This window comes from Nocardia sp. NPDC059228 (assembly GCF_042754245.1).
In the GTDB taxonomy this organism is placed as follows: domain Bacteria; phylum Actinomycetota; class Actinomycetes; order Mycobacteriales; family Mycobacteriaceae; genus Nocardia.
The window spans coordinates 70,898-93,255 of the sequence record NZ_JBHZAL010000025.1; the positions used below are offsets into that span (position 1 = coordinate 70,898).

Consider the following 22,358-nt stretch of genomic DNA (forward strand, 5'->3'; position numbering starts at 1 on the left):
ACGTCAACCGCGCAGCTCCCGCCCGGTCAGTTCGAGGAACACGTCTTCCAGCCGGCGCTGGTCGATGCGAATGTCGGTGGGCAGCACGTCGATTCGCGCGCACCACGCGGTCATGGTGGCCAGCACCTGCGGGGTGATGTCGCCCTGCAGCAGGTACGAACCGGGCGCGGTCTCGCGCGGGGTGAACCCTTCCGGCAGTGCGGCTTCCAGTAGCGACAGGTCGAGTTTGGGTGGTGCGGTGAACGCCAGCCGCCCTTCGGCCCCGTGTGAGGTGACCTCGGCGGGCGTGCCCTGTGCGACGACCTGGCCGTGGTCGATGATCACCAGCTGGTCGGCCAGCTGCTCGGCCTCGTCCATCATGTGCGTGGTCAGCAGCACGCTGACCCCGTCGCGGCGCAGCGCGTCGATGAGTTCCCACACCAGATGCCGTGCCTGCGCGTCCAATCCGGCGGTCGGCTCGTCGAGGAACACGATCTCCGGCCGCCCGACCAGCGCGCACGCCAGCGCGAGCCGCTGCTGCTGCCCGCCCGAGAGCCGCCGATAGGGCGTCCGCCGAGCGTCTTTCAGTCCGAGCGTGTCCAGCAGCCAGGCCGGGTCCAGCGGATTCGCCGAATAGGAGGCGACGAGATCGAGCATCTCCCCGGCCTTGGACCCCGGATACGCGCCGCCGCCCTGCAGCATCACGCCGATGCGGGGTCGGAGCTGATCGGAGTCGGCGATCGGGTCCAGGCCCAGCACCCGCACGGTCCCGGCGTCGGGAGTCACGAAGCCTTCGCACATCTCGGTGGTGGTGGTCTTGCCGGCGCCATTGGGTCCGAGCAGGGCCAGCACCTGTGCGCGTTCGATATCGAAGCTGATGCCGTCGACCGCGGTGGTCTCGCCGTAGCGTTTCACGACGCCGTCGACGCGTACGGCGGGTCCGGAAGCTGCGGTCACGATGAGACACCGTAAGGCGTGGGCTGCTGTGACCGAGCCGACACCCCCGGCTGATTGCGCCACGGCAGCACATTTCGGGTGAGGAAGATCAGCGACAGGCCCACGATCACGGTGGCGATGGCGGATTCGACGATCTGGAAGACGTAGAAGTCCGCGCCGCGCGGCATGACCATCACCGACACCACGACCGACAGCACCACCGCCGGCACCCGGAAGGCGGGCCGGTTGGCCCACGCGGCGAGGGGCACGATCGCCCACAGCAGGTACCAGGGTTGCACCACCGGGAAGAGCAGCACGATCGCGCCGAGCGAAACACCCAGCGCGCCGATCGCATTCAAGCGCCCGGTCCAGGCGGCGATGAGCATGCGCAGGGTCACGAAGCCCGCGATGAGTTCCGCGATGGGCCGGGTGATGTCGAGCAGGGCGGTGGTGTGGTCGCCGAGTCCGAGCAGCACGCCGCCGAACCCGGTGATGATCCCGACGGCGGTCGGCAGCGACAGGTAACTGCGCACGGAGGTGGCGGTGCCGACGGTATTGACCCAGCCGAATCCGAGTCCGCTGGCATAGCTCACCGAAAGTGTCGTGATCACGGCGATGGCACCGAGTACACCGCCGGCGACGAGTACCGGTTTGAGCCCGCGTCCCCACCGCCGCGCCAGCGCCATGCCCACGAATCCGAGGCTCACCAGCGAGATGATCTTCACCGACGAGGACAGCGTGATCAGCACGGCACCGAAAACCAGCAGCGCCCAAGCCCTTTGATTGAACTGCGGGCAATCGTCGATGGCGCGCAGGCAGAATTCCATTCCCGCCAGCATCAGCCCGAGCATGAGCGCGTCATTGTGCACCCCGCCCACCAGGTGGAACAGCACCAGCGGGTTGGCCGCGCCCAGCCACAGCGCGCTCACCCCCGCGATTCCGCAGCGTCGCGACAGCCGCGGCAGCGCCCATACCATCAATGCCACGCCCGCCAATGCCAGCAACCGATGCAGCCACACCCCGAGAAGGATGTTGTCACCGGTGATCTGCGCGATGCCGCGTCCCATCCATAGGAACAGCGGCCCGTAGGGCGCGGAGGTGTCCCGCCAGATGGTGGGGACATTGTTGGTGAGCACATTGTTGAGCCCGAGCCCGGCCACCGGGCCGACCGAATACGGGTCCATGCCCCGGGCCGCGATTTCGCTCTGCGCCAGGTACGAATAGACGTCGTTGCTGAACATGGGTGGCGCGACGCTGAGCGGAATGATCCACAGCAGCAGCGTCCGATCCATCTGCGAGCGGCTGAGCCGGTGGCGTGGATCGCCGCCCCACCCGCCGACGGCGAAGCGGCCCAGCAGCAGCCACGCCATGATCACCAGGATGGTGCCGATCATGCACATGGCCAGCGTCGAGGTGCCGGCCCGCGCGAAGAATCCGAGCACCCGCATACCGGAGATCGGATTCTGGTGCACCGGTTGGGCTCCGACACCCAGCGCGGACACCGCCATGATCACGGCCCCGGTCGCGCCGAGCAGCCGGATCCGCATCAATTGCAGGGTTTCGCGCCGGTCCAGACCGGGCCGGTCGGCGTCGACGCCGTGCAGGACGGCGACGGTGTGATCGGCGGCGGGAACGTCCAGACCCAGGGCCCGGCGTCCGATATCGATGACTCTGCGCCGCGCGCCTTCCACTACCGCCACAGCTGCGAAGCCTAGTCCGGAGCCGCGGGTCGGACGCCGATCGCATGGCCGTAGCGCGGGTTCGACCGGTGTGCTCGCGAGTTGCCGATCGGGGCCCGCATGGCCGATCACGCCCGCTGGCTCCGCGCACTGACGGGTGGGGTCGCGGGAAAGGGTGAGCCCTCTCTCATGACTCTCTCATACCCCTAGGGGTATACTGAAGTTATCGGACTCAGGGAAGGAAACCCCCAATGATCGGCGACGAAGACAGCATCGCACTGGTCCTCAATCGGCTGCGCCGCGCGCACGGACAGCTTGCGGGCGTCATCTCCATGATCGAGCAGGGCCGCGACTGCAAGGACGTGGTCACCCAGCTCGCCGCGGTCTCTCGCGCTCTCGACCGGGCCGGGTTCAAGATCGTCGCCACCGGACTGCGGGACTGCCTGACCGGGGAGCGGGCCGAGAACTCCGAGCCGATGACAGTCGAGGAACTGGAGAAACTCTTCCTGGCGCTGGCCTGATGCTCTTCCGGGCGATCCCTGCCGAGGGATCGCCCAGCGCCCGGAGCGAAAGGAGGTCAAGATGACCGCGATCCGCCACTGGTCCATCGACCGCATCGTGCCGGGTCTGGCGGGCACCGTGGTGCTGCTCAGCCTCGTGCTGGTGCTCGCGTTCTCGCCCTGGTGGCTGCTGCTGACCGCCTTGGTGGCGGCCAACCTGGTGCTCTTCGGGGTCGTCGGCTGGTGTCCGATGACCCTGCTCCTGCAACGCCTGGGCGTGCCCCGGACCGGCAGCCCCGCCACGGAAAGGACTTCGTGATGACCCCTGCCCTCTCGGCCACCCTGCACACCGATTTCGCCGATGCGGTGCAACGCACCCGGAAGGCCCTGTCCGAGCAGGGCTTCGGCGTGCTCACCGAGATCGACGTGACCGCGACCATGAAGCAGAAGCTGGACGCGGACATGGAGGACTACCTGATCTTGGGCGCGTGCAATCCGGCGCTGGCACACACCGCCCTCGGTGTGGACCGTCGGATCGGCCTGCTGCTGCCGTGCAATGTGGTTGTGCGCGCGGATCGTTCGGACGCCGGCACGATGATCGTGGAAGCCATGAATCCGGAGGTGTTGGTGCAGGTCGCGGGCGATCCGGCGCTGCAAGAGGTCGCCGACTGCGCCACCGCGATGCTGAGCGCGGCCATCGCGGCGCTCGGTTGATCCACTGCCCGAACACGATTCGCGCTGCCCCTGTCGGACCCCGCTCATACTCTGGATGAATGGTGTCCGATTCGAAACGGCGAATCGAGGTGGCTGCGGCCGGGCTGCTCGCCCGGCACGGCTATCACGGATTCGGGCTGAAGAAGTTGAGCGAGGCGGCAGGGCTGCCGTATGGGTCGATCTACCATCACTTCCCGGGCGGCAAGGAGGAGATCGCCGTCTCGGCCATCACCGGCACGGGCGTGCTGGTGGGGCGCATGATCCGGCAGGCCCCGGGCGATGTGTTCGGTACCGCGGCAACGCTGTTCGACTTCATGGCCACCAAACTGGCCGAGACCGACTGGGCCGCGGGCTGCCCGGTCGGGACCCCCGCCCTCGACGGCGGCAGTGATGTCGACTCCGTGCGCTCCGCGTGCGTGTCGGCCTTCGAGGCGATGACACACGGTTTCGCCGAACTGCTCACCGAGCTGGGCCTGGCACCGGGGGACGCGCGTGATCTGGCCACCACGGTGGTCGCGGCCTACGAGGGCGCGACCGTCCTGGCCCGGGTGCGCCGCACCGATGAGCCGCTGCACACGGTTTCGGCGGCCATGGCCCGGTTGATCCGGCTGAGTCTCGCGGAAGTCGCTGCTGCCGAGTCGAATTCATCCTAGGGGGGTTGACTGGAAAGAATGTTCTAGCGACGATCGATCCATGAAGCGACTCGTGCTCGACGGCCCGCACGCACTGCGCTGGGAAGACGCCGCCGAACCCACCCTCGATGCCCCTGATCAGGCCCTGGTCCGCCCCATCGCCGTGGCCACCTGCGATATCGACCCCGCGATCCTGCAGGGCCGGTTCCCGCTGGCGGGCCCCTACCCCTTCGGCCACGAGGGGGTGGCGGAGGTGGTGGCCGTCGGCGACGACGTCACCACCGTCCGCGCTGGCGACAAGGTGGTGGTCCCGTTCCAGATCTCCTGTGGCGCCTGCGATTCCTGCCGCCGCGGCCATACCGGCAACTGCACCACCCACCCGTTCATGTCCAGCTACGGCCTCGGCCCGATGGGCGGGCTGAGCTGGGGCGGGCTGTGGTCGGACCTGGTCGCCGTCCCGCACGCCGACGCCATGCTGGTCCCGTTGCCGGCCGGAGTGGATCCTGCCGCGGTCGCCAGCGCCAGCGACAATATCGCCGACGCCTACCGATCGGTCGCCCCGCAACTCGCCGCCCGCCCCGGCGCCGAAGTCCTGGTCCTGAGCGGTCCGGCCGCACCATCCATCGGCCTGTATGCGGCCGGTCTCGCGGTGGCGCTCGGCTCCGCCCGGGCCGTCTACCTCGACACCGACCCCGAAAGGCTCGCCATCGCAGCCGAACTCGGCGCGGAGCCCGTCGAGGGCAGGCCGACCGACCGGGTCGGCCGGTTCCCGGTCACCGTCGAAGCCGTGGGCGGCTCCGAAGCCCTGGTGGCCGCCATCCGTGCCACGGCCAATGATGGCTTCTGCACCAGCGTCAGCATCCAGGCCCAGGATGTCGCCCTGCCCATGCTCGAAATGTATTCGCGCTGCTGCACTTTCCACACCGGCCGGGCGCACGCTCGCCCGTCGATCCCGCACATTCTGGATCTGGTGGCGGCCGGGCGTTTCGATCCGAGCGTGGTGACCACCCGCACCGTGGCCTGGGAGGATTCGATCGACGCGCTGCTCGAGGCGCCGGTCAAACTCGTCGCTACGCGCTGAAGCCGGATATCGAGAGTGGTAGTCGCGCCAGCGTTTCCGGGTCGGCGAGCACGTCGATCCGGACGATGCGCTCGCCCTCGACGGTGAACGCCATGACCGCCGGTGGCTCGTCGCGGCCGGCGACCAGTGCTCCCGGCCGCCCGTCGACCAGGACCATCGCCGAGAAATCGGCGCGCGCCGCGAACCCGGCCGCCAGCCGCGCCACGATCGGCGCGCCCCGTGCGGTGACCGGCACCGGCCCCGGCGCGGCGGTCCGGTCCGCGGACACTGTGACGTCGGCGGCCAGGACCGCCAGCACCGCGGCGATGTCTCCGGCCCGGACCGCTGCCAGGAACGCCCGCACGACACGGCGTTCCCGCAGCGCGTCCGGCCGGAGCTCGTCGGAGGCGTCGATCACCCGATGCCGGGCGCGGCTGGCCAGCAGCCGGGCCGCGTTCGGGGACCGCTGCAGGATGTCGGCGACCTCGTAGAACGGCACCGCGAACATGTCGTGCAGGACGAAGGCGATCTGTTCGGCCGGTGGCAGCCGCCGCAGCAACACCAGGACCGCTCGCTCCAGTTCGTCGGTGAGTACTGCGTGTTCTTCGGGTTCACCGGCGGTCGCAGTGGAGGGGAGCGGTCCGGGCACGACGTCGCCGAGCGGGCGTTCGGGGTTGGTCCCGCGGGCGCGCAGCCGGTCCAGGCAGACCCGGGACAGCGTGGTGGTCAGCCAGCCGTCGAGATTGCGGATGCCGTCGATGTCGGTGCGGTGCAACCGCATCCACGTCTCCTGCACGACGTCCTCGGTCTCGCTGGATGCGCCGAGCAGGCGGAATGCCAGCGCGTTCAGCCTGGCGCGCCGTTGTTCGAAACGTTCTACCGGGAATCCCGAGTCGCTGTCCGACATATTTCGCGCTCGCCGAACGTCACGGTGTCATGACTACACAAACCATCGTCACACGACAAGCTCTCGACCGCTCGGTGCTCTACTGGACCGCCACCGTGCTGGTCGCGGCGGAACTGGTGGTCGGCGGCTGGTGGGACATCACCCGCTACCCGCAGGCCCGCGACACCATCGTGCACCTGGGCTATCCGACCTACTTCCTGGTTCTGCTGGGCATCTGGAAGCTGCTCGGCGCGCTCGCGCTGCTGGTTCCGGGATTTCCCCTGGTCAAGGAGTGGGCCTACGCGGGCGTCGTCTTCGTCGACAGCGGCGGCATCGTCTCGCACCTGACGGTCGGCTATGCCCGCGGCGAGGTGGCCGTGCTCGCGCTGCTGCTCGTGCTCACGGTCGTCTCGTGGGCGACGCGCCCGGCCGGGCGGAAAGTCCGGGACCGGCTGATAGGTTTCCGGCGGAATCTCCCGTAGAACACCGCGTTCCCGTTCGACCCGATCGATCCGAAAGCGAGTGCTCGATGCAGGTGGCGATCGCCCTGTTCACCCGTGACCTGCGGGTGCACGACAATCCGGTGCTGGCGGCGGCCGCCGCGGGCGCGGCGGTGGTGCCGCTGTTCGTGCTGGACCCCGGCATCATCGAGCGAAACCCGGTCGCGCCCAACCGGCTCCGCTTCCTGACGGCGGCGCTCGCGGACCTCGACGCCGAATTACGCGGGCTCGGCACACCATTGGTGATCCGCCGGGGCCCGGTCGCCGACGAGGTGGCCCGGGTGATCGCCGAAACCGGCGCGAGGAGTGTGCAGGTGGCCGCCGATGTCAGCCGGTACAGCCGAAACCGTGAGCGGGAGTTGCGCGTTCGCGCGGGGGAGTCGGGGTGCCGGCTGGTGGTCCAGCCCGCATCGGTGACCGTGGTCGACCCGGCGGAGCTGCGTCCGGCCACCGGCCGCGACCATTTCGCGGTCTTCACGCCGTATTTCCGTCGCTGGCTCGACACGCCGCTGCGGCCGCAGGCCCCGCGCCCACGACGACTCGCGGGTCCGGACATCGGCGGCGAGCCGGTGCCCGCCTATGCGGATCTGTGCGCCGAGCCGACCTCCCCGCACCTGTCCGTGGGTGGCGAGCGCACCGGCCGGAAACTGTTGCGCGACTGGCTCTCCGGGCCGGTGGACCACTACCACACCGACAGCGACATCCTGGCCGGCGCCACCTCCGGCCTCTCGCCCTACCTCCATTTCGGCTGCCTCTCCCCGGTCGAGGTGGTCCGCCGCACCGATCTCGCCACCCCCGGCGGCGAAGCCTTCGCCCGTCAGCTGGCCTGGCGCGATTTCCACCACCAGATCCTCGCGGCCCGGCCGGACCTCGCCCACACCGACTTCCGCCCGCGCCCCACCGCCCCGCGCGATGACCCACACGCCTTCGCGGCCTGGCGGGACGGACGCACCGGCTACCCGGTCATCGACGCGGCCATGCGGCAGCTGCTGGCCGAGGGCTGGATGCCCGGTCGCGCCCGGCTGCTGGTCGCGAGCTTCCTCACCAAGTCGCTGGGTGTGGACTGGCGCCTCGGCGCGGCGCACTTCCTGACCTGGCTGGTCGACGGTGATATCGCCAACAATCAGATGAACTGGCAGTGGGCCGCGGGCACGGGCACCGACACCCGCCCGAACCGGGTTCTCAACCCCATCCGCCAGGCCGAGCGGTTCGATCCCGATGGCGAGTACGTCCGTCGCTGGCTCCCCGAGCTCGCGCATCTGCCCGGTGCGCGCATCCACAAGCCTTGGCGCGCAACACCTCCCGTGGCCGGCTACCCGGCTCCGCTGGTGGAGTTCAACGGCATGTGACCGTCGGCCCGATTCGCGATATGGCTACTATTCAGCAACCCTAACTGTCCGATTTCGGTAGAGTGCGTCGGTGGCCTCCGGTCATGCTCGGTCTCGACACTGCGAACGGAGCGATCATGGGCCGGAATTCGGTCGCCGGCCAGCTGGTCGTCGCCCTCGTCACCGCCGGGGTCCAACGGGTGTACGGACTGGTGGGGGATAGCTTGAACCCCTTCGTCGACGCGGTGCGCCGGACCGAGGGCATCGACTGGGTGCACTGCCACAACGAGGAGAGCGCGGCCTTCGCGGCCGGCGCGGAATCGGTGCTCACCGGCCGGCTCGCGGTCTGCGCGGCCAGTTGCGGACCCGGCAACACCCACCTGATCCAGGGGCTCTACGACGCACATCGCAATGGTGCCTCGGTGCTGGCTATCGCCTCGCACATTCCCAGCCGTGAGATCGGCACCGGATTCTTCCAGGAAACCCACCCCGAGCGACTCTTCGTGGAGTGCAGCCACTTCTGTGAGATGGTCGGCACCCCCGAGCAGATGCCGCGGCTCGCCTACATCGCCATGCAGACCGCACTCGGCCGGCACGGCGTCTCGGTGCTGGTGGTCCCCGGTGACGTGCTCGGCGCGGAGGCCGAGAACCGCGGCCGGCAGTCGGATCTGGTGACCGAAGCGCCGACCGTGGTCCCGCCCGCCGCCCAGGTGGACCGCCTCGCGGAGGCCCTCAATGACGCCGACACGGTGGCCCTGTTCGCGGGCGCGGGCGTGCGCGGCGCACACGCCCGGGTCATGAGCCTGGCCGAGCGACTGCACGCCCCGATCGGCCACGCGCTCGGCGGCAAGGAGTGGATCCAGTTCGACAACCCGTACGACGTCGGCATGAGCGGGCTGCTCGGCTACGGCGCCGCGTACGAGGCCACGCACGAAGCCGACCTGCTGCTGTTGCTCGGCACCGACTTCCCCTACGACACCTTCCTGCCGCAGAACGGCCGGATCGCCCAGATCGACCGCGACCCGTCCCGCATCGGGCGCCGCGCCGCGGTCGATGTCGCCGTCAATGGCGACGTGGCCGCCACCATCGACGCCGTCCTGCCGCTGCTGCACCAGAATCCGAGCCGCGCCTTCCTCGACGCCATGCTCCGCCGGCACACCTCCGCGCTGGAGAACGTGGTGGCCGCCTACACCCGCGATATCGACCACCACACGCCCATCCACTCGGAGTACGTCGCCGCGCTCATCGACGAAATCGCCGACGACGACGCGGTTTTCACCGTCGACACCGGCATGTGCAATGTTTGGGCGGCGCGCTACATCACCCCGAACGGCCGCCGCCGCATCATTGGCTCGTGGCGGCACGGCACCATGGCCAATGCCGTCCCGCACGCCATCGGCGCCCAGACGGCCTACCCGGGCCGGCAGGTGATTTCGCTGTCGGGAGACGGCGGTCTGGCCATGCTCATGGGTGAGCTGCTCACCGTCTGGCGGCACCGGCTGCCGGTGAAGATCGTGGTGTTCAACAACTCCACGCTCGGCATGGTCAAGCTGGAGATGCTGGTCGACGGCATGCCCGACTTCGGCACCGACCAGGAGCCGGTGAACTACGCCGATATCGCGGCGGCCGTGGGCATTCCGTCGCTGCGGGTGACCGACCCGGCCGAGGCGCGGGCCGTGCTGGCCACGGCGTTCGCCGAGCCCGGGCCGATGCTGGTGGACGTGGTCACCGACCCCAATGCCCTGTCCCTCCCGCTCCGGATCGACGCCGCACAGGTCAAGGGTTTCGCCCTGGCAGCGGGCAAGATCGTGCTGGCCGGCGGCGTCGGCCGCATGCTCGACATGGCCCGCAGCAACCTGCGCAATATTCCGCGCCCGTAGCGGGTCGCGAATTCCCGCTGCCGGACCCCGGCGGAAACCGGTCGGCCTGCTTCTGGAAGAAATAGGGGCATGGCTGTTCGACCGATCCTCATCGCCGGTGACCCCAGACTGTCCACCCCGGCCGAGCCCGTCACCGAATTCGACGCGGAGCTGGCCGCTTTCGTCGAGGACCTGTTCGAGACGAACACCGCGGCCCGGGGTGCGGGCCTGGCGGCCAATCAGATCGGCGATCCCCGTGCGGTTTTCGTGTACGACCTGATGACCGGCGACGGCCGCCGGCGCGGGTACGTCATCAATCCGAGCATCGAGACCTCCGAGATCCCGGAGACCATGCCCCACCCCGACGACGACGCCGAGGGCTGCCTCTCGGTGCCCGGCGAGTGGTTCCCGACCGGGCGTGCCGACTGGGCCGAAGTTTCGGGCGTCGACATCCACAACCAGCCGGTCACCGTCTCCGGCACCGGCTACCTGGCCCGCTGCCTGCAGCACGAGACCGACCACCTGCTCGGCCACTTGTACCTGGACCGCCTCATCGGCCGCAATCAGCGCGCCGCCAAGAAGATGATCAAGGCCAATGGCTGGACCGAAGCGGGCCGCTCCTGGCTGCCCGGCCAGGACGCCGACCCGTTCCACGACTAGGTCCCGGTCTCCCGACCGGGTGAATGCATAGGCCTCGACACCCAGGGCAATCCCGGTGATCGCCGACAGCGCGAATTCGGCCAGGGCGGTGAGGAATACGCGGGCGGCCGAGGGCGCGCGGGCCGGATGGTCGGCGAAGCGTGAACGGGGCCGCGAAGACGACGACGTAGCGACTCACCACCCCGGCGATCAGGGTGAAATTGGCGAGACCGAACCGCCGGGCGCGACGAACCCGATCACGCGATGGCCACACGCCGTCTGCGGCGCGGATCCGCCCGCGTGCGCAGGCCCGCCCGCGTGCGCAGGCTCTTCAGTACCGCGGCGACCGCGAAGACAGCATTGTCCGGCGCCATGACCGCGAGGGACCACTCGGCCGCGCCGAATCGAACCCTGTTGCGCCGCAGGAGTAAATGGGGGCTCGCGGCCGGGGGGTCCTGTCACTACGGTCGGGCGGGCAATCGAAACCCGGGACCATGGGGGTGCGCATGCCGTTGCCGGCCATTGATCAGGCGACGGCCGCGAATCAGGCTGCGCCGCAGCGGCACTCGATTCCCCTGGTCGTGGTGTGGCCGGTAGCGGTGCTGGGCGCGCTGGCCGGGGCGTATTGGCTCCAGCTGGCGATCGTGGCACCGCGGATGGCGCTGCACCTGGTCGATCTCGATGCCTATCGGATTGCGGCGGACCGGGTGGTGCACGGTGTTTCGGTGTACGACACACCGCTGCACGGCCATACGCGCGGGGTCTGGGAGTTCGTCTACACCCCGTTCGCGGCACTGATGTTCGTGCCCCTGGCGGCACTGCACGGAGCGGCGTTCACCTGGGTCGGCGGGCTCGCGAATTTCCTTCTGCTCACCGGATCGGTGTGGGCAGCCCTGTCGATGCTGGGCTATCGCCGCGATCGTCGCATGCTGATCGTGGGACCGACCGCTGCCGGGCTGCTGCTGTTGTGCGAGCCGATCCGCGAGACCATGGCGTTCGGCCAGGTCAACATGTTGCTGCTGCTCCTCGTCCTGGCCGATATGGCCTTGCCCGATTCGTCACGCGTGAAAGGCGTACTGACCGGCATCGCGGTCGGCATCAAGCTGACTCCGGCGTTCTTCATTCTCTACCTGCTGGTGACCCGGCGATTCCGGGCCGCCGCCACCGCGACCGGCGCTCTGGTGACCACGATGGTGATCGGTCTGGCTGTGCTGCCGAAGGATTCACTGACCTTCTGGAGCGGCGGGTTCGCCGACCCCTCCCGCGTCGGCGCCCCCGAGAACCCGGACAACGAATCGCTGCGCGGCATGCTCGCCCGGTCGCTGGGTTCGGGTGGCGGCATCCAAGTGCTGTGGCTCGCAGCAGCTCTCGTCATCACCGCCGTCTGCCTGGTGCTGGCCCGCCGTCTCTCCGGATCCGGCCGCGAACTTCCCGCCGTGGTCCTGTGCGGCCTGACCAGCACCGTCGTCTCCCCGTACAGCTGGATCCATCACTGGGTCTGGCTCGCGCCCCTGCAGATCTACCTGGCCCACCTGGCGAATCGCCACCGTTCCGTCCCCACCGTCGCGGGCCTGCTCGCCGTTTTCCTCGTCTGTTCGGGCGGTATGTTCATCCTGTTCGGCGTCCACCGCGAGAGTGTCTTCGACTTCCCGAACCGGGGCCCTGTCGCACTCTTCGACCACAATGCCTTTATCTGGCTCGCCCTGGTCCTTTTCGCTGTCATCGCCGTCGCTCTCCGGCGAAATACCCCGGCGGAGAGCGACGGGCCGGCATAGAGGTCGGCTGATGTCCTTCAGCGTGTGACGGATTCGCGTGCTTCCATCGCCGCGCCGGTCAGCTCGATCGAGCGCACCCGGTCGTCGATGTTCTGGGCGTGATGCGCCGTGATGAGTTCGTCGGCCTGGATGCCGGCCGCGAAATCCTCCAGGTACGCCACGACGTCGGCGGGTGTACCGACGGCCGTGTACGTGGTCATCCTGGCCAGATGACGGCCATTGGGCGAGGCCAGGAAGGCGTCGATCTCCTCGTCGGAGAAGTCCGTGCCCGCCGCGCCGCGCTTGATGAACGCGCGGGTGCGCGCCCGGTAGGAGAGGGTCTTCTGTTCCTCGGCCTGCGTGCGATCCTCGGCCGCGAACACATTGACCCCGGCCATGACATACGGCTCGGCCAGTTGCTCGGAGGGCCGGAACCGGTCGCGGTATTCGCGGACGGCCTCGTGCAGGGAATCGGGCGCGAAGTGCGAGGCGAAGGCGTAGGGCAGGCCCAGGTGCGCGGCCAGCTGCGCGCCGAACAGCGACGATCCCAGAATGTAGAGCGGCACAACGCCTTCCGCGCGCGGCACCGCCTGAATGCCCGGAATCCGCGAGTTCCCGGTCAGGTACCCCTGCAACTCCAGTACGTCCTGCGGGAAGGTGTCCGCCGAGGATGGGTTACGCCGCAGCGCCCGCATGGTTTCCTGATCGCTGCCCGGCGCGCGGCCCAGCCCGAGGTCGATGCGACCGGGGTACAGCGATTCGAGGGTGCCGAACTGCTCGGCGATCACCAGCGGCGAGTGGTTCGGCAGCATGATTCCGCCCGCGCCGAGCCGGATCGTCTCGGTATGCCCGGCCACGTGGCCGATGAGCACGCTGGTCGCGCTGGACGCGATCGACTTCATATTGTGGTGCTCGGCATACCAGACCCGCCGGTACCCGCTGCGTTCCGCCGCCTGCGCCAGCGCGACGCTGTTCCGGAAGCTGTCACGCGCGGTCTGACCGGGCGCGATCGCCGCCAGGTCGAGGAGGGACAGTGCGATGGGCATGCGGGCACCGGCTTTCGTGGATGTCGTGTTCTGGAGGGCGGACGCTGTGGCGGCCGCACCTCAGTGATAATTCGATTGTCATCGAACTTATGCCCGTTCCGCACCGAGCCGCCATCGGGCGACCGGTCGGCTACCGGAATTTCTCCACGTGCTCCGCGGCCCAGTCCCGGACATCCCGCGCCGGCCGCCCGGTGAGGTCGGCCACCGTCGTCGTGACCAGATCCGAGCGTGGCCGGAATTCGGCCATCGACAGCAGTGATTCGATCAGCCGCGCCGGCAGCCCGGCCCCGGTCATCGTCTCCCGGGCCACCTCCAGCGGCAGCGCCTCGAACCGCAGCGAACGACCCAGCACCTCGCCGATCGCCGCGACCTGATCCGCCCGCCCGACCACCCGCGGCCCGGTCACCAGGTATTTCCGCCAGGTGTGCGAGTGATCGGTGAGCAGTCGCGCCGCCACGTCCGCGACATCGCCCTCGTGCACCACCGCGCTCGGCGCGACCTCGGTCGCGCGCACCACGTCACCGGCGCGAATCTGCCCCGCCCAGCCCAGCGCGTTGGAGGCGAGGGTATCCGCGCGCAGCACGGTCCACGGCAGCCCTGAGCCCTCGATGAGCGCCTCCATCTCGGCATGCAACTGCGGAATCAGATCCGATTGCGGCCCTTGGTCGTTCACCGTCGTGGACGACAGATACACGACGCGCTGAGCGTGCCCGGCGAGCACCTTCAGCACCTGCGCCGCGCCCTCCGCCCCATGGAACGGCCACACCAGGAACACCGAGTCGACCCCGTCCGCGGCCGCGGCCAGCGATTCCGGCTCGGCCAGATCCCCGCTCACCACCTCGACTCCGGGCGGCAGGCCGGCGGTCTCCGGATCACGAGCCAGCGCCCGTGTCCGGACCCCCGCCGCGACCAGTTGGGCAACCACCTGCCGGCCGACGTTTCCCGTCGCACCCACCACGAGCACACTGTTCACGTCTTCGGAAACCCACCGTGACCGGGTCGAATTTCCTGAATGCCGGGATATATATGGTGGCTCGGATCACACCCGACCCCATCGCCCCAGGTCGCGAAGATCAGGTCAGGTGACCCTTACTGGAACGAGGGATGGAATTCCGTCACACTGATGTTGTGAAAACCGTGGGTTTGCGGAACGCGGAACAGGCCGGGCACCAAAACGACGGTGCCCGGTCCGTTGTCGTGCCCGTGCCGGCGGGTGAGGGTCATACCCGGGAAGCCGTCATCAAGCTGCTGCTGGAGGAGGGCCCGATCACCGCGACCGCCATCGGCGAACGCCTGGGCCTGAGCCCGGCGGGCGTGCGCCGGCACCTGGACGCGCTCATCGAATCGGGCGAGGCACGCGCGATGCGGTCGGCGCCGTGGCAGCAGAAGGGGCGTGGTCGTCCCGCCAAGCAGTTCCAGCTGACGGCCACCGGCCGTGGCCGCCTCGGGCACGCCTACGATGACCTCGCCGGAGCCGCCATGCGGCAGCTGCGGGAGATCGGCGGAGAGCAGGCCATCACCGAGTTCGCGCGCAAGCGGGTGGCGACCATCGTGTCCGGGGTCGGCGCGCTCGCCGAGCACACCCCGGCCGAGACCGAGGCCAAGGCGGAGGAGATCGCGGACGCGTTCACCGACGCCGGATTCGCGGCCTCGACCCGGAAGGTCGGTGCGGGCGTGCAGATCTGCCAGCACCACTGCCCGGTCTCGCATGTCGCCGAGGAGTTCCCGGAGCTGTGCGCGGCCGAGCTCGAAGCCTTCCGGGAGATTCTCGGTACGCACGTGCAGCGCCTGGCGACCATCGCCAATGGCGACTGCGCCTGCACCACGCACGTCCCGCTCGTCGCAGTGCCCCCGATATCGAATACCGCCCAAAAGAATTCCGCATCGACCCCCGTTGCACAGCCCGCAACGACTTCTACAGATGACTCCGGAAGGAGTGCCGAATGACGACGACCACCGACCAGGTGCAGCCGCTGTCCCAGGAAGAGACCATCGCGTCCCTGGGCACGTACGAGTACGGCTGGGCCGACAAGGATGTCGCCGGTGCCAGTGCCAAGCGCGGCCTGTCCGAGGACGTCGTACGCGACATCTCGGCGAAGAAGGACGAGCCCGAATGGATGCTCGACTTCCGCCTCAAGGCACTGCGCATCTTCGACAAGAAGCCCATGCCGAGCTGGGGCTCCAACCTCGGGGGCATCGACTTCGACAACATCAAGTACTTCGTGCGCTCGAGCGAGAAGCAGGCCGCGTCCTGGGAAGAGCTGCCCGAGGACATCAAGAACACCTACGACAAGCTGGGCATCCCGGAGGCGGAGAAGCAGCGGCTGGTCGCGGGTGTCGCCGCGCAGTACGAGTCCGAGGTCGTCTACCACTCCATCCGTGAGGACCTGGAAAAGCAGGGCGTCATCTTCCTCGACACCGACACCGGTCTCAGGGAGCACCCGGAGATCTTCCAGAAGTACTTCGGCTCGGTCATCCCGTCGGGTGACAACAAGTTCTCCGCGCTGAATTCGGCGGTGTGGTCGGGTGGCTCGTTCATCTACGTGCCGCCGGGCGTGCACGTGGACATCCCGCTGCAGGCGTACTTCCGGATCAACACCGAGAACATGGGTCAGTTCGAGCGGACGCTGATCATCGTCGACGAGGACGCCTACGTCCACTATGTCGAGGGCTGCACCGCGCCGATCTACTCCTCGGATTCGCTGCACTCCGCGGTGGTCGAGATCATCGTGAAGAAGGGCGGCCGCTGCCGCTACACCACCATCCAGAACTGGTCGAACAACGTCTACAACCTGGTGACCAAGCGCGCCAAGGCCGAGGCGGGCGCGACCATGGAGTGGGTCGACGGCAACATCGGCTCCAAGGTGACCATGAAGTACCCGGCCGTGTGGATGACCGGTGAGTACGCCAAGGGCGAGGTGCTCTCCATCGCGTTCGCCGGCCCGGACCAGCACCAGGACACCGGCGCGAAGATGCTGCACCTGGCGCCGCACACCTCCTCGACCATCATCTCCAAGTCGGTGGCGCGCGGCGGCGGTCGTGCCTCCTACCGCGGCCTGGTACAGGTGAACAAGGGTGCGCACGGCTCGAAGTCGACCGTGAAGTGCGATGCGCTGCTGGTGGACAACGTCTCTCGCTCCGATACCTACCCGTACGTCGACATCCGCGAGGACGACGTGACCATGGGCCACGAGGCCACGGTGTCGAAGGTGTCCGAGGACCAGCTGTTCTACCTGATGAGCCGCGGCCTCACCGAGGACGAGGCCATGGCCATGATCGTGCGCGGCTTCGTCGAGCCGATCGCCAAGGAGCTCCCGATGGAGTACGCCCTGGAGCTGAACCGCCTGATCGAACTGCAGATGGAAGGAGCCGTCGGCTGATGACGGTCGAGAATGTTGCCGTTGCCGCCGAGGGCCGTGTGCCGGCGATCAACAAGGGTGAGGTTTTTGCGTCCTTCGACGTGAACGCCTTCGAAGTGCCGTCCGCGCATGACGAGGTCTGGCGCTTCACCCCGTTGCGTCGCCTGCGTGGCCTGCACGACGGCACCGCCGTTCGCGACGGTCAGGCCGTCGTCGAGGCGAACGCTGTCGAGGGCGTGACGGTGGAGACCGTCGGCCGTGACGACGCTCGCCTCGGCGTCGCCGGTACCCCCACCGATCGCGTTGCCGCGCAGGCGTACTCGGGTTTCGAGCACGCGACCATCGTGTCGATCGGTGCGGAAACCGAAGTGGCCGAACCGGTCGTCGTCACCATCACCGGTCCGGGAGAGGGCAAGACCGCCTACGGGCACACCCAGATCCGACTGGGCAACTTCGCCCACGCGAACGTGGTCCTCGACCAGCGCGGCAGCGGAACCTACGCGGAGAACGTGGAATTCGTGCTCGGCGACAGCGCCAAGCTGAATGTCACCGTCATTCAGGACTGGGCCGACGACGCCGTGCACGCGACCGCGCACCACGCCGAGCTGGGCCGTGACGCCACCCTGCGGCACACCAATGTCACCCTCGGCGGCGATCTGGTGCGCCTGACCGCGACTGTCCGCTACGACGGCCCGGGCGGCGACGCCGAGCTGCTCGGCGTGTACTTCGCCGATGACGGCCAGCACTTCGAACAGCGCCTGCTGATTGATCACGGGGTGCCCCACTGCAAGTCGAACGTGCTGTACAAGGGTGCGCTGCAGGGCGATCCGTCCTCCAGCAAGCCGGACGCGCGCACCGTGTGGGTGGGCGACGTGCTCATTCGCGCGGCGGCGGAGGGCACCGACACCTACGAGGCCAACCGCAACCTGGTACTCACCGATGGCGCGCGCGCCGACTCGGTGCCGAACCTGGAGATCGAGACCGGCGAGATCGTCGGCGCCGGACATGCTTCGGCCACTGGGCGTTTCGATGACGAGCAGCTGTTCTACCTGCGCTCGCGCGGTATCAGCGAGGACGCGGCCCGACGTCTGGTCGTGCGCGGCTTCTTCTTCGAGATCATTCAGAAGATCACGGTTCCCGAGGTCCGGGAGCGGCTCGAGGCGGCCATCGAGGCCGAGCTCGCCGCTGTCGGCGCCTGACACCAACTTCCCATCCCCGCAAAGGAATTCGAATTCGATGACCACCCTGGAAATCAAGGACCTGCACGTCGAGGTCGCCAACCCGGACGAGACCGCCGAGCCCATCAAGATCCTCAAGGGCGTCAACCTGACCGTGAAGTCCGGTGAGACCCACGCGATCATGGGCCCCAACGGCTCCGGCAAGTCGACCCTGTCCTACGCCATCGCCGGGCACCCCAAGTACACCGTCACCCAGGGCACCATCACCCTCGACGGCGAGAACGTGCTGGAGATGTCGGTCGACGAGCGTGCGCGGGCGGGCCTGTTCCTGGCCATGCAGTACCCCGTCGAGGTCCCGGGTGTCTCGGTCTCGAACTTCCTGCGCACCGCCGTGACCGCCGTCCGCGGCGAGGCCCCCAAGCTGCGCACCTGGGTGAAGGAAGTCAAGGACGGCATGTCCGAGCTGGACATCGATCCGGCCTTCGGCGAGCGCTCGGTCAACGAGGGTTTCTCCGGCGGTGAGAAGAAGCGCCAGGAGATCCTGCAGCTGGGCCTGCTCAAGCCGAAGATCGCCATCCTCGACGAGACCGACTCGGGTCTGGACGTGGACGCGCTGCGGATTGTTTCCGAGGGTGTGAACCGTTACAAGGAGCGGGAGACCGGCGGCATCCTGCTGATCACCCACTACACCCGCATCCTGCGCTACATCCAGCCCGACTTCGTTCACGTGTTCGTGAACGGCCGCATCGTGGCCGAGGGCGGCCCCGAGCTGGCCGAGGAACTCGATGCGAATGGCTACGTGCGCTTCACTTCATCCGCGGCGAGCCGCGAATCAGATTCTGTCGTAGGAGCCTAAATGACCAGCACCGTGGGGACTATCGACATCGCCAGGATCCGGGCCGACTTCCCGATCCTGAGCCGGACCGTGCGCGACGGAAAACCGCTGGCGTACTTGGATTCCGGTGCGACGTCGCAACGTCCGCTGCAGGTGCTCGACGCCGAGCGGGAATTCCTGCTCGAACACAACGCGGCCGTGCATCGCAGCGCGCACCAGCTCGCCGAGGAGGCCAATGAGGCCTACGAGGCGGCGCGCGCGGCGATCGCGGCGTTCGTCGGCGTCGGCGCGGACGAGATCGTGTACACCAAGAACGCGACCGAGTCGCTGAACCTGGTGGCCTACGCCTTCTCCGACGACCGATTCCCGTACCGCGTCGGGCCCGGCGACGAGATCGTCATCACCGAGCTCGAACATCACGCGAATCTCGTGCCGTGGCAGGAGCTCGCGCGCCGGACCGGTGCGACGCTGAAGTGGTACGGGGTCACCGACGAGGGTCGCATCGACCTGGACTCGCTGGAGCTGTCGCCGGCCACCAAGGTGGTCGCCTTCACCCACCAGTCGAACGTGACCGGCGCGGTCGCGGATGTCGCCGAATTGGTGCGCCGGGCAAAGGAAGTCGGCGCGATCGTGGTGCTGGACGCCTGCCAGTCGGTGCCGCACATGGCGGTGGACTTCAAGGCGCTGGGCGTCGACTTCGCCGCCTTCTCCGGCCACAAGATGCTGGGCCCCTCGGGTGTCGGCATCCTGTACGGCCGCCGTGAGCTGCTCGAGGACACCCCGCCGTTCATCACCGGTGGTTCCATGATCGAGACCGTGTTCATGGATCATTCGACCTTCGCCCCGCCGCCGCAGCGGTTCGAGGCGGGCTCGCAGATGATCTCGCAGGTCGTCGGATTGGGCGCGGCTGTCCGGTATCTGAGCGATGTCGGCATGGAAGCCGTTGCGGCGCACGAGCACTCGCTCATCGGCGCGGCACTGGAGGGCCTGGGCGAGATCGACGGCGTCCGCATCATCGGCCCGACCGAGAACGTGAACCGCGGTGGCGCGGTGTCGTTCCTGGTGGACGGTATTCACGCCCACGACGTCGGCCAGATCCTCGACGACCAGGGTGTCGCCGTCCGGGTGGGTCACCACTGCGCGTGGCCACTGCACCGGCACTTCGGTATCGCCGCGACCGCGCGGGCCTCGTTCGCGGTGTACAACACCCTCGACGAGGTCGATCAGCTGGTGGCCGCAGTGCGGAAGGCCCAGAGCTTCTTCGGAGTTGCATAGACCATGCGCATGGAGCAGATGTACCAGGAAGTCATCCTGGACCACTACAAGCACCCGCACCACCGAGGGCTGCGCGAGCCCTTCGGCGCCGAGGTGCACCACGTCAACCCCACCTGCGGTGACGAGGTGACGCTGCGTGTGCACATCGACGACAACGGCGACGTCAAGGACGTGTCCTACGACGGCCAGGGTTGCTCGATCAGCCAGGCGTCCACCTCGGTGCTCACCGACCAGGTCATCGGCCTGCCGGTGCAGCAGGCGCTGAAGGTGGTCGAGGCGTTCGACGAGATGGTCACCAGCCGCGGCACCGTCGAGGGCGACGAAGAGGTGATCGGCGACGGTATCGCGTTCGTCGGCGTCGCCAAGTACCCCGCCCGCGTGAAGTGCGCGCTGCTGGGCTGGATGGCCTTCAAGGATGCCGTGGTGCGGATAGCCTCGGCCGAGGAAGCCAAGAAGACGATGGGCAACGGGGAGTAGAGATGAGCGAAACCGACCAGCAGGCCAAGGAACTCACCCCCGAGGAGATCCAGCACCTCGAGGACATGGAGGAGGCGATGCGCGACGTCGTCGACCCCGAGCTGGGCATCAATGTCGTCGACCTCGGCCTGGTCTACGGCATGACCTTCGAGGACGGCATCGCCAAACTCGACATGACCCTGACCTCCCCGGCCTGCCCGCTGACCGACGTCATCGAAGACCAGTCCCGCAACGCCCTCGTGCGCTCCGGCCTGGCCGAAGACCTCCAGATCAACTGGGTCTGGATGCCCCCGTGGGGCCCCGACAAGATCACCGACGACGGCCGCGAACAGCTGCGCGCCCTCGGCTTCACGGTCTAGCGGGACCAGCAATCCGCCTACGATGCGGGTCGATCCGATGCGGATCGGCCCGCATCGTTGTGTGGGCCGACGCTTTCACCGGGGGAGGAAGCCTTGTCCTGCGGAATCAGGCCCCTGCGCCGTTGATCTGGAAGGGATTCGGCGATTCGGTTCGTACGGCCCTGAATTCGTGGGCGACGCCCTCCCGCTCACTGGTCGAGACCTCGGTCGAGGGGGTAGCGGTCGGCCAGGGCCGTGCGATCGTTGTAGAAGAAGTTGAGGACGAGATCGTCGGCGACTCGGAACAATTCGTCGCGACCCTCGACGGCGGCCACCCATTCCATGGGGAGGGCCTCGAGGCCGTGGATGGCGCCGATGAGGTTGCCCGCCACCGCGCCGGTGGAGTCGGAGTCGCCGGAGTGGTTGACCGACAGCAGGAGCCCGGTGCGGATGTCGCCGGTGCGGTAGGTGTGCAGCGCGCAGTACACGGCGATGGCCAGGCACTCCTCGGCGCACCACCCCGCGCCGATTCGCTCCAGCCGCTCCGGGGTGGGGTCACCCAGATGCGCGATGGTGAGGGCGGAGGCCAGGGCGGTGATCGTTTCCGCGCTCGCGGGCATCGGGGCGAGCCGGGAGATGGTGTCCTGCACCGCGATCGGTAGTTCGGTTCCGGACAGGACGCTGTCGATCAAGATGGCGAGGGCGCCCGCCGCGAGGTAGCCGGTCGGGTGGCCGTGGGTGAGCTGGGCGCATCGCATGGCGGTATAGAACGCGCGGTCGGCGCCGAATCCGGCCAGCCCGAACGGCGCCGATCGCATCACGGTCCCGCACCCCTTCGACTTCGGATTCACCGGCCCCGGCTCCCCGAACTCCAACGGCGGCACGAACCCTTCGGCCTGCCGCCGCAGCCCGGTGAGGCAGGCATTGCCGGGAGACCGCATGGCATACAGGAATCGGTGTCCCGCCAGCCACCCGTCCACATCGGCCGCAGGTTTCTCCTGCTGTTGAGTATCCCGCCACCGCAGGTAGGCACGGCGCAGCACCGGCGCGGGGTCCGCACCCGGCGGACAGCGCAGCAGCCCCTCGGCGGTGAACAGCGTCATCTGAGTGTCGTCGGTGATCTGCTGTGGCGCGGCCGGATCCGGGCCGGGCAGGAATCCGGTGACCCCCGCCGCCCCGTACCGCCCCCGGATCTGCTGCAGCGACAGAAACTCGATCGGCCACCCCAGCGCGTCCCCGATCGCCCCACCCAGCAGCGCCCCGCGCACCCGGTCGAACAGCCTCTCGTGATCTTGCACGCGACCCACCCTATGCGCGTCGCCCGCAGAGCCGTCACGATGCGCCGCCTCCGTCGTGGGCAGTACCTGGCAACGGTGGCCCGGCA

General features: G+C 68.5%; 23 protein-coding genes. 17 read left to right on the forward strand and 6 right to left on the reverse strand.

Features of this window, described 5'->3' with window-relative positions; all coding sequences use genetic code 11:
* Positions 1–3: 3 nt before the first annotated feature.
* Entirely contained in the window at positions 4–936 is a 933-nt protein-coding gene (locus ACFXKA_RS30435) for an ABC transporter ATP-binding protein (protein WP_354846689.1), read from the reverse strand.
* Entirely contained in the window at positions 933–2,615 is a 1,683-nt protein-coding gene (mptB, locus tag ACFXKA_RS30440; protein WP_354846692.1) for a polyprenol phosphomannose-dependent alpha 1,6 mannosyltransferase MptB, read from the reverse strand. Before mptB ends, ACFXKA_RS30435 begins: the two co-directional genes overlap by 4 nt.
* Positions 2,616–2,845: 230 nt before the next feature.
* Between mptB and ACFXKA_RS30445 the strand changes: the two genes are divergently transcribed.
* From ACFXKA_RS30445 to ACFXKA_RS30465, 5 genes are all read left to right on the forward strand, one after another.
* Positions 2,846–3,115, forward strand: a complete 270-nt coding sequence (locus tag ACFXKA_RS30445; RefSeq protein WP_354846695.1) for a metal-sensitive transcriptional regulator — start codon at positions 2,846–2,848, stop codon at positions 3,113–3,115.
* 61 nt (positions 3,116–3,176) lie between these two features.
* Complete coding sequence (locus ACFXKA_RS30450; protein WP_379429925.1) at positions 3,177–3,413, forward strand: DUF2892 domain-containing protein; 237 nt, start codon at positions 3,177–3,179, stop codon at positions 3,411–3,413.
* A complete protein-coding gene (locus ACFXKA_RS30455; protein ID WP_379429926.1) occupies positions 3,413–3,808 on the forward strand; it encodes a DUF302 domain-containing protein in 396 nt (131 codons plus the stop codon). Before ACFXKA_RS30450 ends, ACFXKA_RS30455 begins: the two co-directional genes overlap by 1 nt.
* 59 nt (positions 3,809–3,867) lie before the next feature.
* Positions 3,868–4,461 (forward strand): TetR/AcrR family transcriptional regulator, encoded by a 594-nt coding sequence (locus tag ACFXKA_RS30460; protein ID WP_354846702.1) that lies wholly within the window; start codon positions 3,868–3,870, stop codon positions 4,459–4,461.
* 40 nt (positions 4,462–4,501) lie between these two features.
* Positions 4,502–5,521: a zinc-binding dehydrogenase gene (locus ACFXKA_RS30465; protein WP_379429927.1), complete on the forward strand. Its 1,020-nt coding sequence runs from the start codon at positions 4,502–4,504 to the stop codon at positions 5,519–5,521.
* On the opposite strand, the gene ACFXKA_RS30470 is transcribed toward ACFXKA_RS30465, so the two are convergent.
* Positions 5,511–6,407, reverse strand: coding sequence for a sigma-70 family RNA polymerase sigma factor (locus ACFXKA_RS30470; protein ID WP_379429928.1), 897 nt, complete (start codon positions 6,405–6,407; stop codon positions 5,511–5,513). The genes ACFXKA_RS30465 and ACFXKA_RS30470 overlap by 11 nt on opposite strands.
* 29 nt (positions 6,408–6,436) lie before the next feature.
* Here ACFXKA_RS30470 and ACFXKA_RS30475 point away from each other — a divergent pair, with 29 nt between their 5' ends.
* From ACFXKA_RS30475 to ACFXKA_RS30495, 5 genes are all read left to right on the forward strand, one after another.
* Positions 6,437–6,868, forward strand: coding sequence for a DoxX family protein (locus ACFXKA_RS30475; RefSeq protein ID WP_379429929.1), 432 nt, complete (start codon positions 6,437–6,439; stop codon positions 6,866–6,868).
* 47 nt (positions 6,869–6,915) lie between these two features.
* Entirely contained in the window at positions 6,916–8,235 is a 1,320-nt protein-coding gene (locus ACFXKA_RS30480; protein ID WP_379429930.1) for a cryptochrome/photolyase family protein, read from the forward strand.
* 116 nt (positions 8,236–8,351) lie between these two features.
* Positions 8,352–10,094: a pyruvate dehydrogenase gene (locus ACFXKA_RS30485; protein WP_379429931.1), complete on the forward strand. Its 1,743-nt coding sequence runs from the start codon at positions 8,352–8,354 to the stop codon at positions 10,092–10,094.
* A 69-nt stretch (positions 10,095–10,163) separates the two neighbouring features.
* The gene (locus tag ACFXKA_RS30490; protein ID WP_379429932.1) at positions 10,164–10,733 is read left to right on the forward strand and encodes a peptide deformylase; all 570 of its coding nucleotides are present in this window, start codon (positions 10,164–10,166) and stop codon (positions 10,731–10,733) included.
* Between the two features lie 485 nt (positions 10,734–11,218).
* Positions 11,219–12,487, forward strand: a complete 1,269-nt coding sequence (locus tag ACFXKA_RS30495; protein ID WP_379429933.1) for a glycosyltransferase 87 family protein — start codon at positions 11,219–11,221, stop codon at positions 12,485–12,487.
* 17 nt (positions 12,488–12,504) lie between these two features.
* Here ACFXKA_RS30495 and ACFXKA_RS30500 read toward each other — a convergent pair whose 3' ends face one another.
* Positions 12,505–13,512, reverse strand: a complete 1,008-nt coding sequence (locus ACFXKA_RS30500; RefSeq protein ID WP_379429934.1) for an LLM class flavin-dependent oxidoreductase — start codon at positions 13,510–13,512, stop codon at positions 12,505–12,507.
* Positions 13,513–13,642: 130 nt separating this feature from the next.
* Positions 13,643–14,470, reverse strand: a complete 828-nt coding sequence (locus ACFXKA_RS30505) for an NAD(P)H-binding protein (RefSeq protein WP_379429935.1) — start codon at positions 14,468–14,470, stop codon at positions 13,643–13,645.
* A 146-nt stretch (positions 14,471–14,616) separates the two neighbouring features.
* On the opposite strand from ACFXKA_RS30505, the gene ACFXKA_RS30510 reads away from it, so the two are divergent.
* From ACFXKA_RS30510 to ACFXKA_RS30540, 7 genes are read left to right on the forward strand one after another with little or no spacing between them, the layout of a single operon-like run.
* The gene (locus tag ACFXKA_RS30510) at positions 14,617–15,459 is read left to right on the forward strand and encodes a metalloregulator ArsR/SmtB family transcription factor (protein ID WP_354846728.1); all 843 of its coding nucleotides are present in this window, start codon (positions 14,617–14,619) and stop codon (positions 15,457–15,459) included.
* Positions 15,456–16,892 (forward strand): Fe-S cluster assembly protein SufB, encoded by a 1,437-nt coding sequence (gene sufB, locus ACFXKA_RS30515; protein ID WP_354846731.1) that lies wholly within the window; start codon positions 15,456–15,458, stop codon positions 16,890–16,892. The genes ACFXKA_RS30510 and sufB overlap by 4 nt, the downstream gene beginning before the upstream one ends.
* Positions 16,892–18,070, forward strand: coding sequence for a Fe-S cluster assembly protein SufD (gene sufD / locus ACFXKA_RS30520; RefSeq protein WP_379429936.1), 1,179 nt, complete (start codon positions 16,892–16,894; stop codon positions 18,068–18,070). The genes sufB and sufD overlap by 1 nt, the downstream gene beginning before the upstream one ends.
* Before the next feature lie 37 nt (positions 18,071–18,107).
* On the forward strand, positions 18,108–18,905 hold the full coding sequence (sufC, locus tag ACFXKA_RS30525) for a Fe-S cluster assembly ATPase SufC (protein ID WP_354846736.1): 798 nt from the start codon (positions 18,108–18,110) through the stop codon (positions 18,903–18,905).
* Entirely contained in the window at positions 18,906–20,159 is a 1,254-nt protein-coding gene (locus tag ACFXKA_RS30530; RefSeq protein WP_379429937.1) for a cysteine desulfurase, read from the forward strand.
* A gap of 3 nt (positions 20,160–20,162) precedes the next feature.
* Positions 20,163–20,636 (forward strand): Fe-S cluster assembly sulfur transfer protein SufU, encoded by a 474-nt coding sequence (gene sufU, locus ACFXKA_RS30535; RefSeq protein ID WP_364612878.1) that lies wholly within the window; start codon positions 20,163–20,165, stop codon positions 20,634–20,636.
* 2 nt (positions 20,637–20,638) lie between these two features.
* Entirely contained in the window at positions 20,639–20,995 is a 357-nt protein-coding gene (locus ACFXKA_RS30540) for a metal-sulfur cluster assembly factor (protein ID WP_354846745.1), read from the forward strand.
* A gap of 188 nt (positions 20,996–21,183) precedes the next feature.
* Here the strand turns inward: ACFXKA_RS30540 and ACFXKA_RS30545 are convergent, their stop codons facing one another.
* Positions 21,184–22,272, reverse strand: a complete 1,089-nt coding sequence (locus ACFXKA_RS30545) for an ADP-ribosylglycohydrolase family protein (protein WP_379429938.1) — start codon at positions 22,270–22,272, stop codon at positions 21,184–21,186.
* Positions 22,273–22,358 lie beyond the last annotated feature (86 nt).

Bases quoted from the DNA above. Each gene is read 5' to 3' on its own strand.
- ACFXKA_RS30445 (WP_354846695.1), top strand. From the start codon at position 2,846: ATGATCGGCGACGAAGACAGCATCGCACTGGTCCTCAATCGGCTGCGC.
- ACFXKA_RS30450 (WP_379429925.1), top strand. From the start codon at position 3,177: ATGACCGCGATCCGCCACTGGTCCATCGACCGCATCGTGCCGGGTCTG.
- ACFXKA_RS30455 (WP_379429926.1), top strand. From the start codon at position 3,413: ATGACCCCTGCCCTCTCGGCCACCCTGCACACCGATTTCGCCGATGCG.
- ACFXKA_RS30460 (WP_354846702.1), top strand. From the start codon at position 3,868: ATGGTGTCCGATTCGAAACGGCGAATCGAGGTGGCTGCGGCCGGGCTG.
- ACFXKA_RS30465 (WP_379429927.1), top strand. From the start codon at position 4,502: ATGAAGCGACTCGTGCTCGACGGCCCGCACGCACTGCGCTGGGAAGAC.
- ACFXKA_RS30470 (WP_379429928.1), bottom strand. From the start codon at position 6,407: ATGTCGGACAGCGACTCGGGATTCCCGGTAGAACGTTTCGAACAACGG.
- ACFXKA_RS30475 (WP_379429929.1), top strand. From the start codon at position 6,437: ATGACTACACAAACCATCGTCACACGACAAGCTCTCGACCGCTCGGTG.
- ACFXKA_RS30480 (WP_379429930.1), top strand. From the start codon at position 6,916: ATGCAGGTGGCGATCGCCCTGTTCACCCGTGACCTGCGGGTGCACGAC.
- ACFXKA_RS30485 (WP_379429931.1), top strand. From the start codon at position 8,352: ATGGGCCGGAATTCGGTCGCCGGCCAGCTGGTCGTCGCCCTCGTCACC.
- ACFXKA_RS30490 (WP_379429932.1), top strand. From the start codon at position 10,164: ATGGCTGTTCGACCGATCCTCATCGCCGGTGACCCCAGACTGTCCACC.
- ACFXKA_RS30495 (WP_379429933.1), top strand. From the start codon at position 11,219: ATGCCGTTGCCGGCCATTGATCAGGCGACGGCCGCGAATCAGGCTGCG.
- ACFXKA_RS30500 (WP_379429934.1), bottom strand. From the start codon at position 13,512: ATGCCCATCGCACTGTCCCTCCTCGACCTGGCGGCGATCGCGCCCGGT.
- ACFXKA_RS30510 (WP_354846728.1), top strand. From the start codon at position 14,617: ATGGAATTCCGTCACACTGATGTTGTGAAAACCGTGGGTTTGCGGAAC.
- sufB (WP_354846731.1), top strand. From the start codon at position 15,456: ATGACGACGACCACCGACCAGGTGCAGCCGCTGTCCCAGGAAGAGACC.
- sufD (WP_379429936.1), top strand. From the start codon at position 16,892: ATGACGGTCGAGAATGTTGCCGTTGCCGCCGAGGGCCGTGTGCCGGCG.
- sufC (WP_354846736.1), top strand. From the start codon at position 18,108: ATGACCACCCTGGAAATCAAGGACCTGCACGTCGAGGTCGCCAACCCG.
- ACFXKA_RS30530 (WP_379429937.1), top strand. From the start codon at position 18,906: ATGACCAGCACCGTGGGGACTATCGACATCGCCAGGATCCGGGCCGAC.
- sufU (WP_364612878.1), top strand. From the start codon at position 20,163: ATGCGCATGGAGCAGATGTACCAGGAAGTCATCCTGGACCACTACAAG.
- ACFXKA_RS30540 (WP_354846745.1), top strand. From the start codon at position 20,639: ATGAGCGAAACCGACCAGCAGGCCAAGGAACTCACCCCCGAGGAGATC.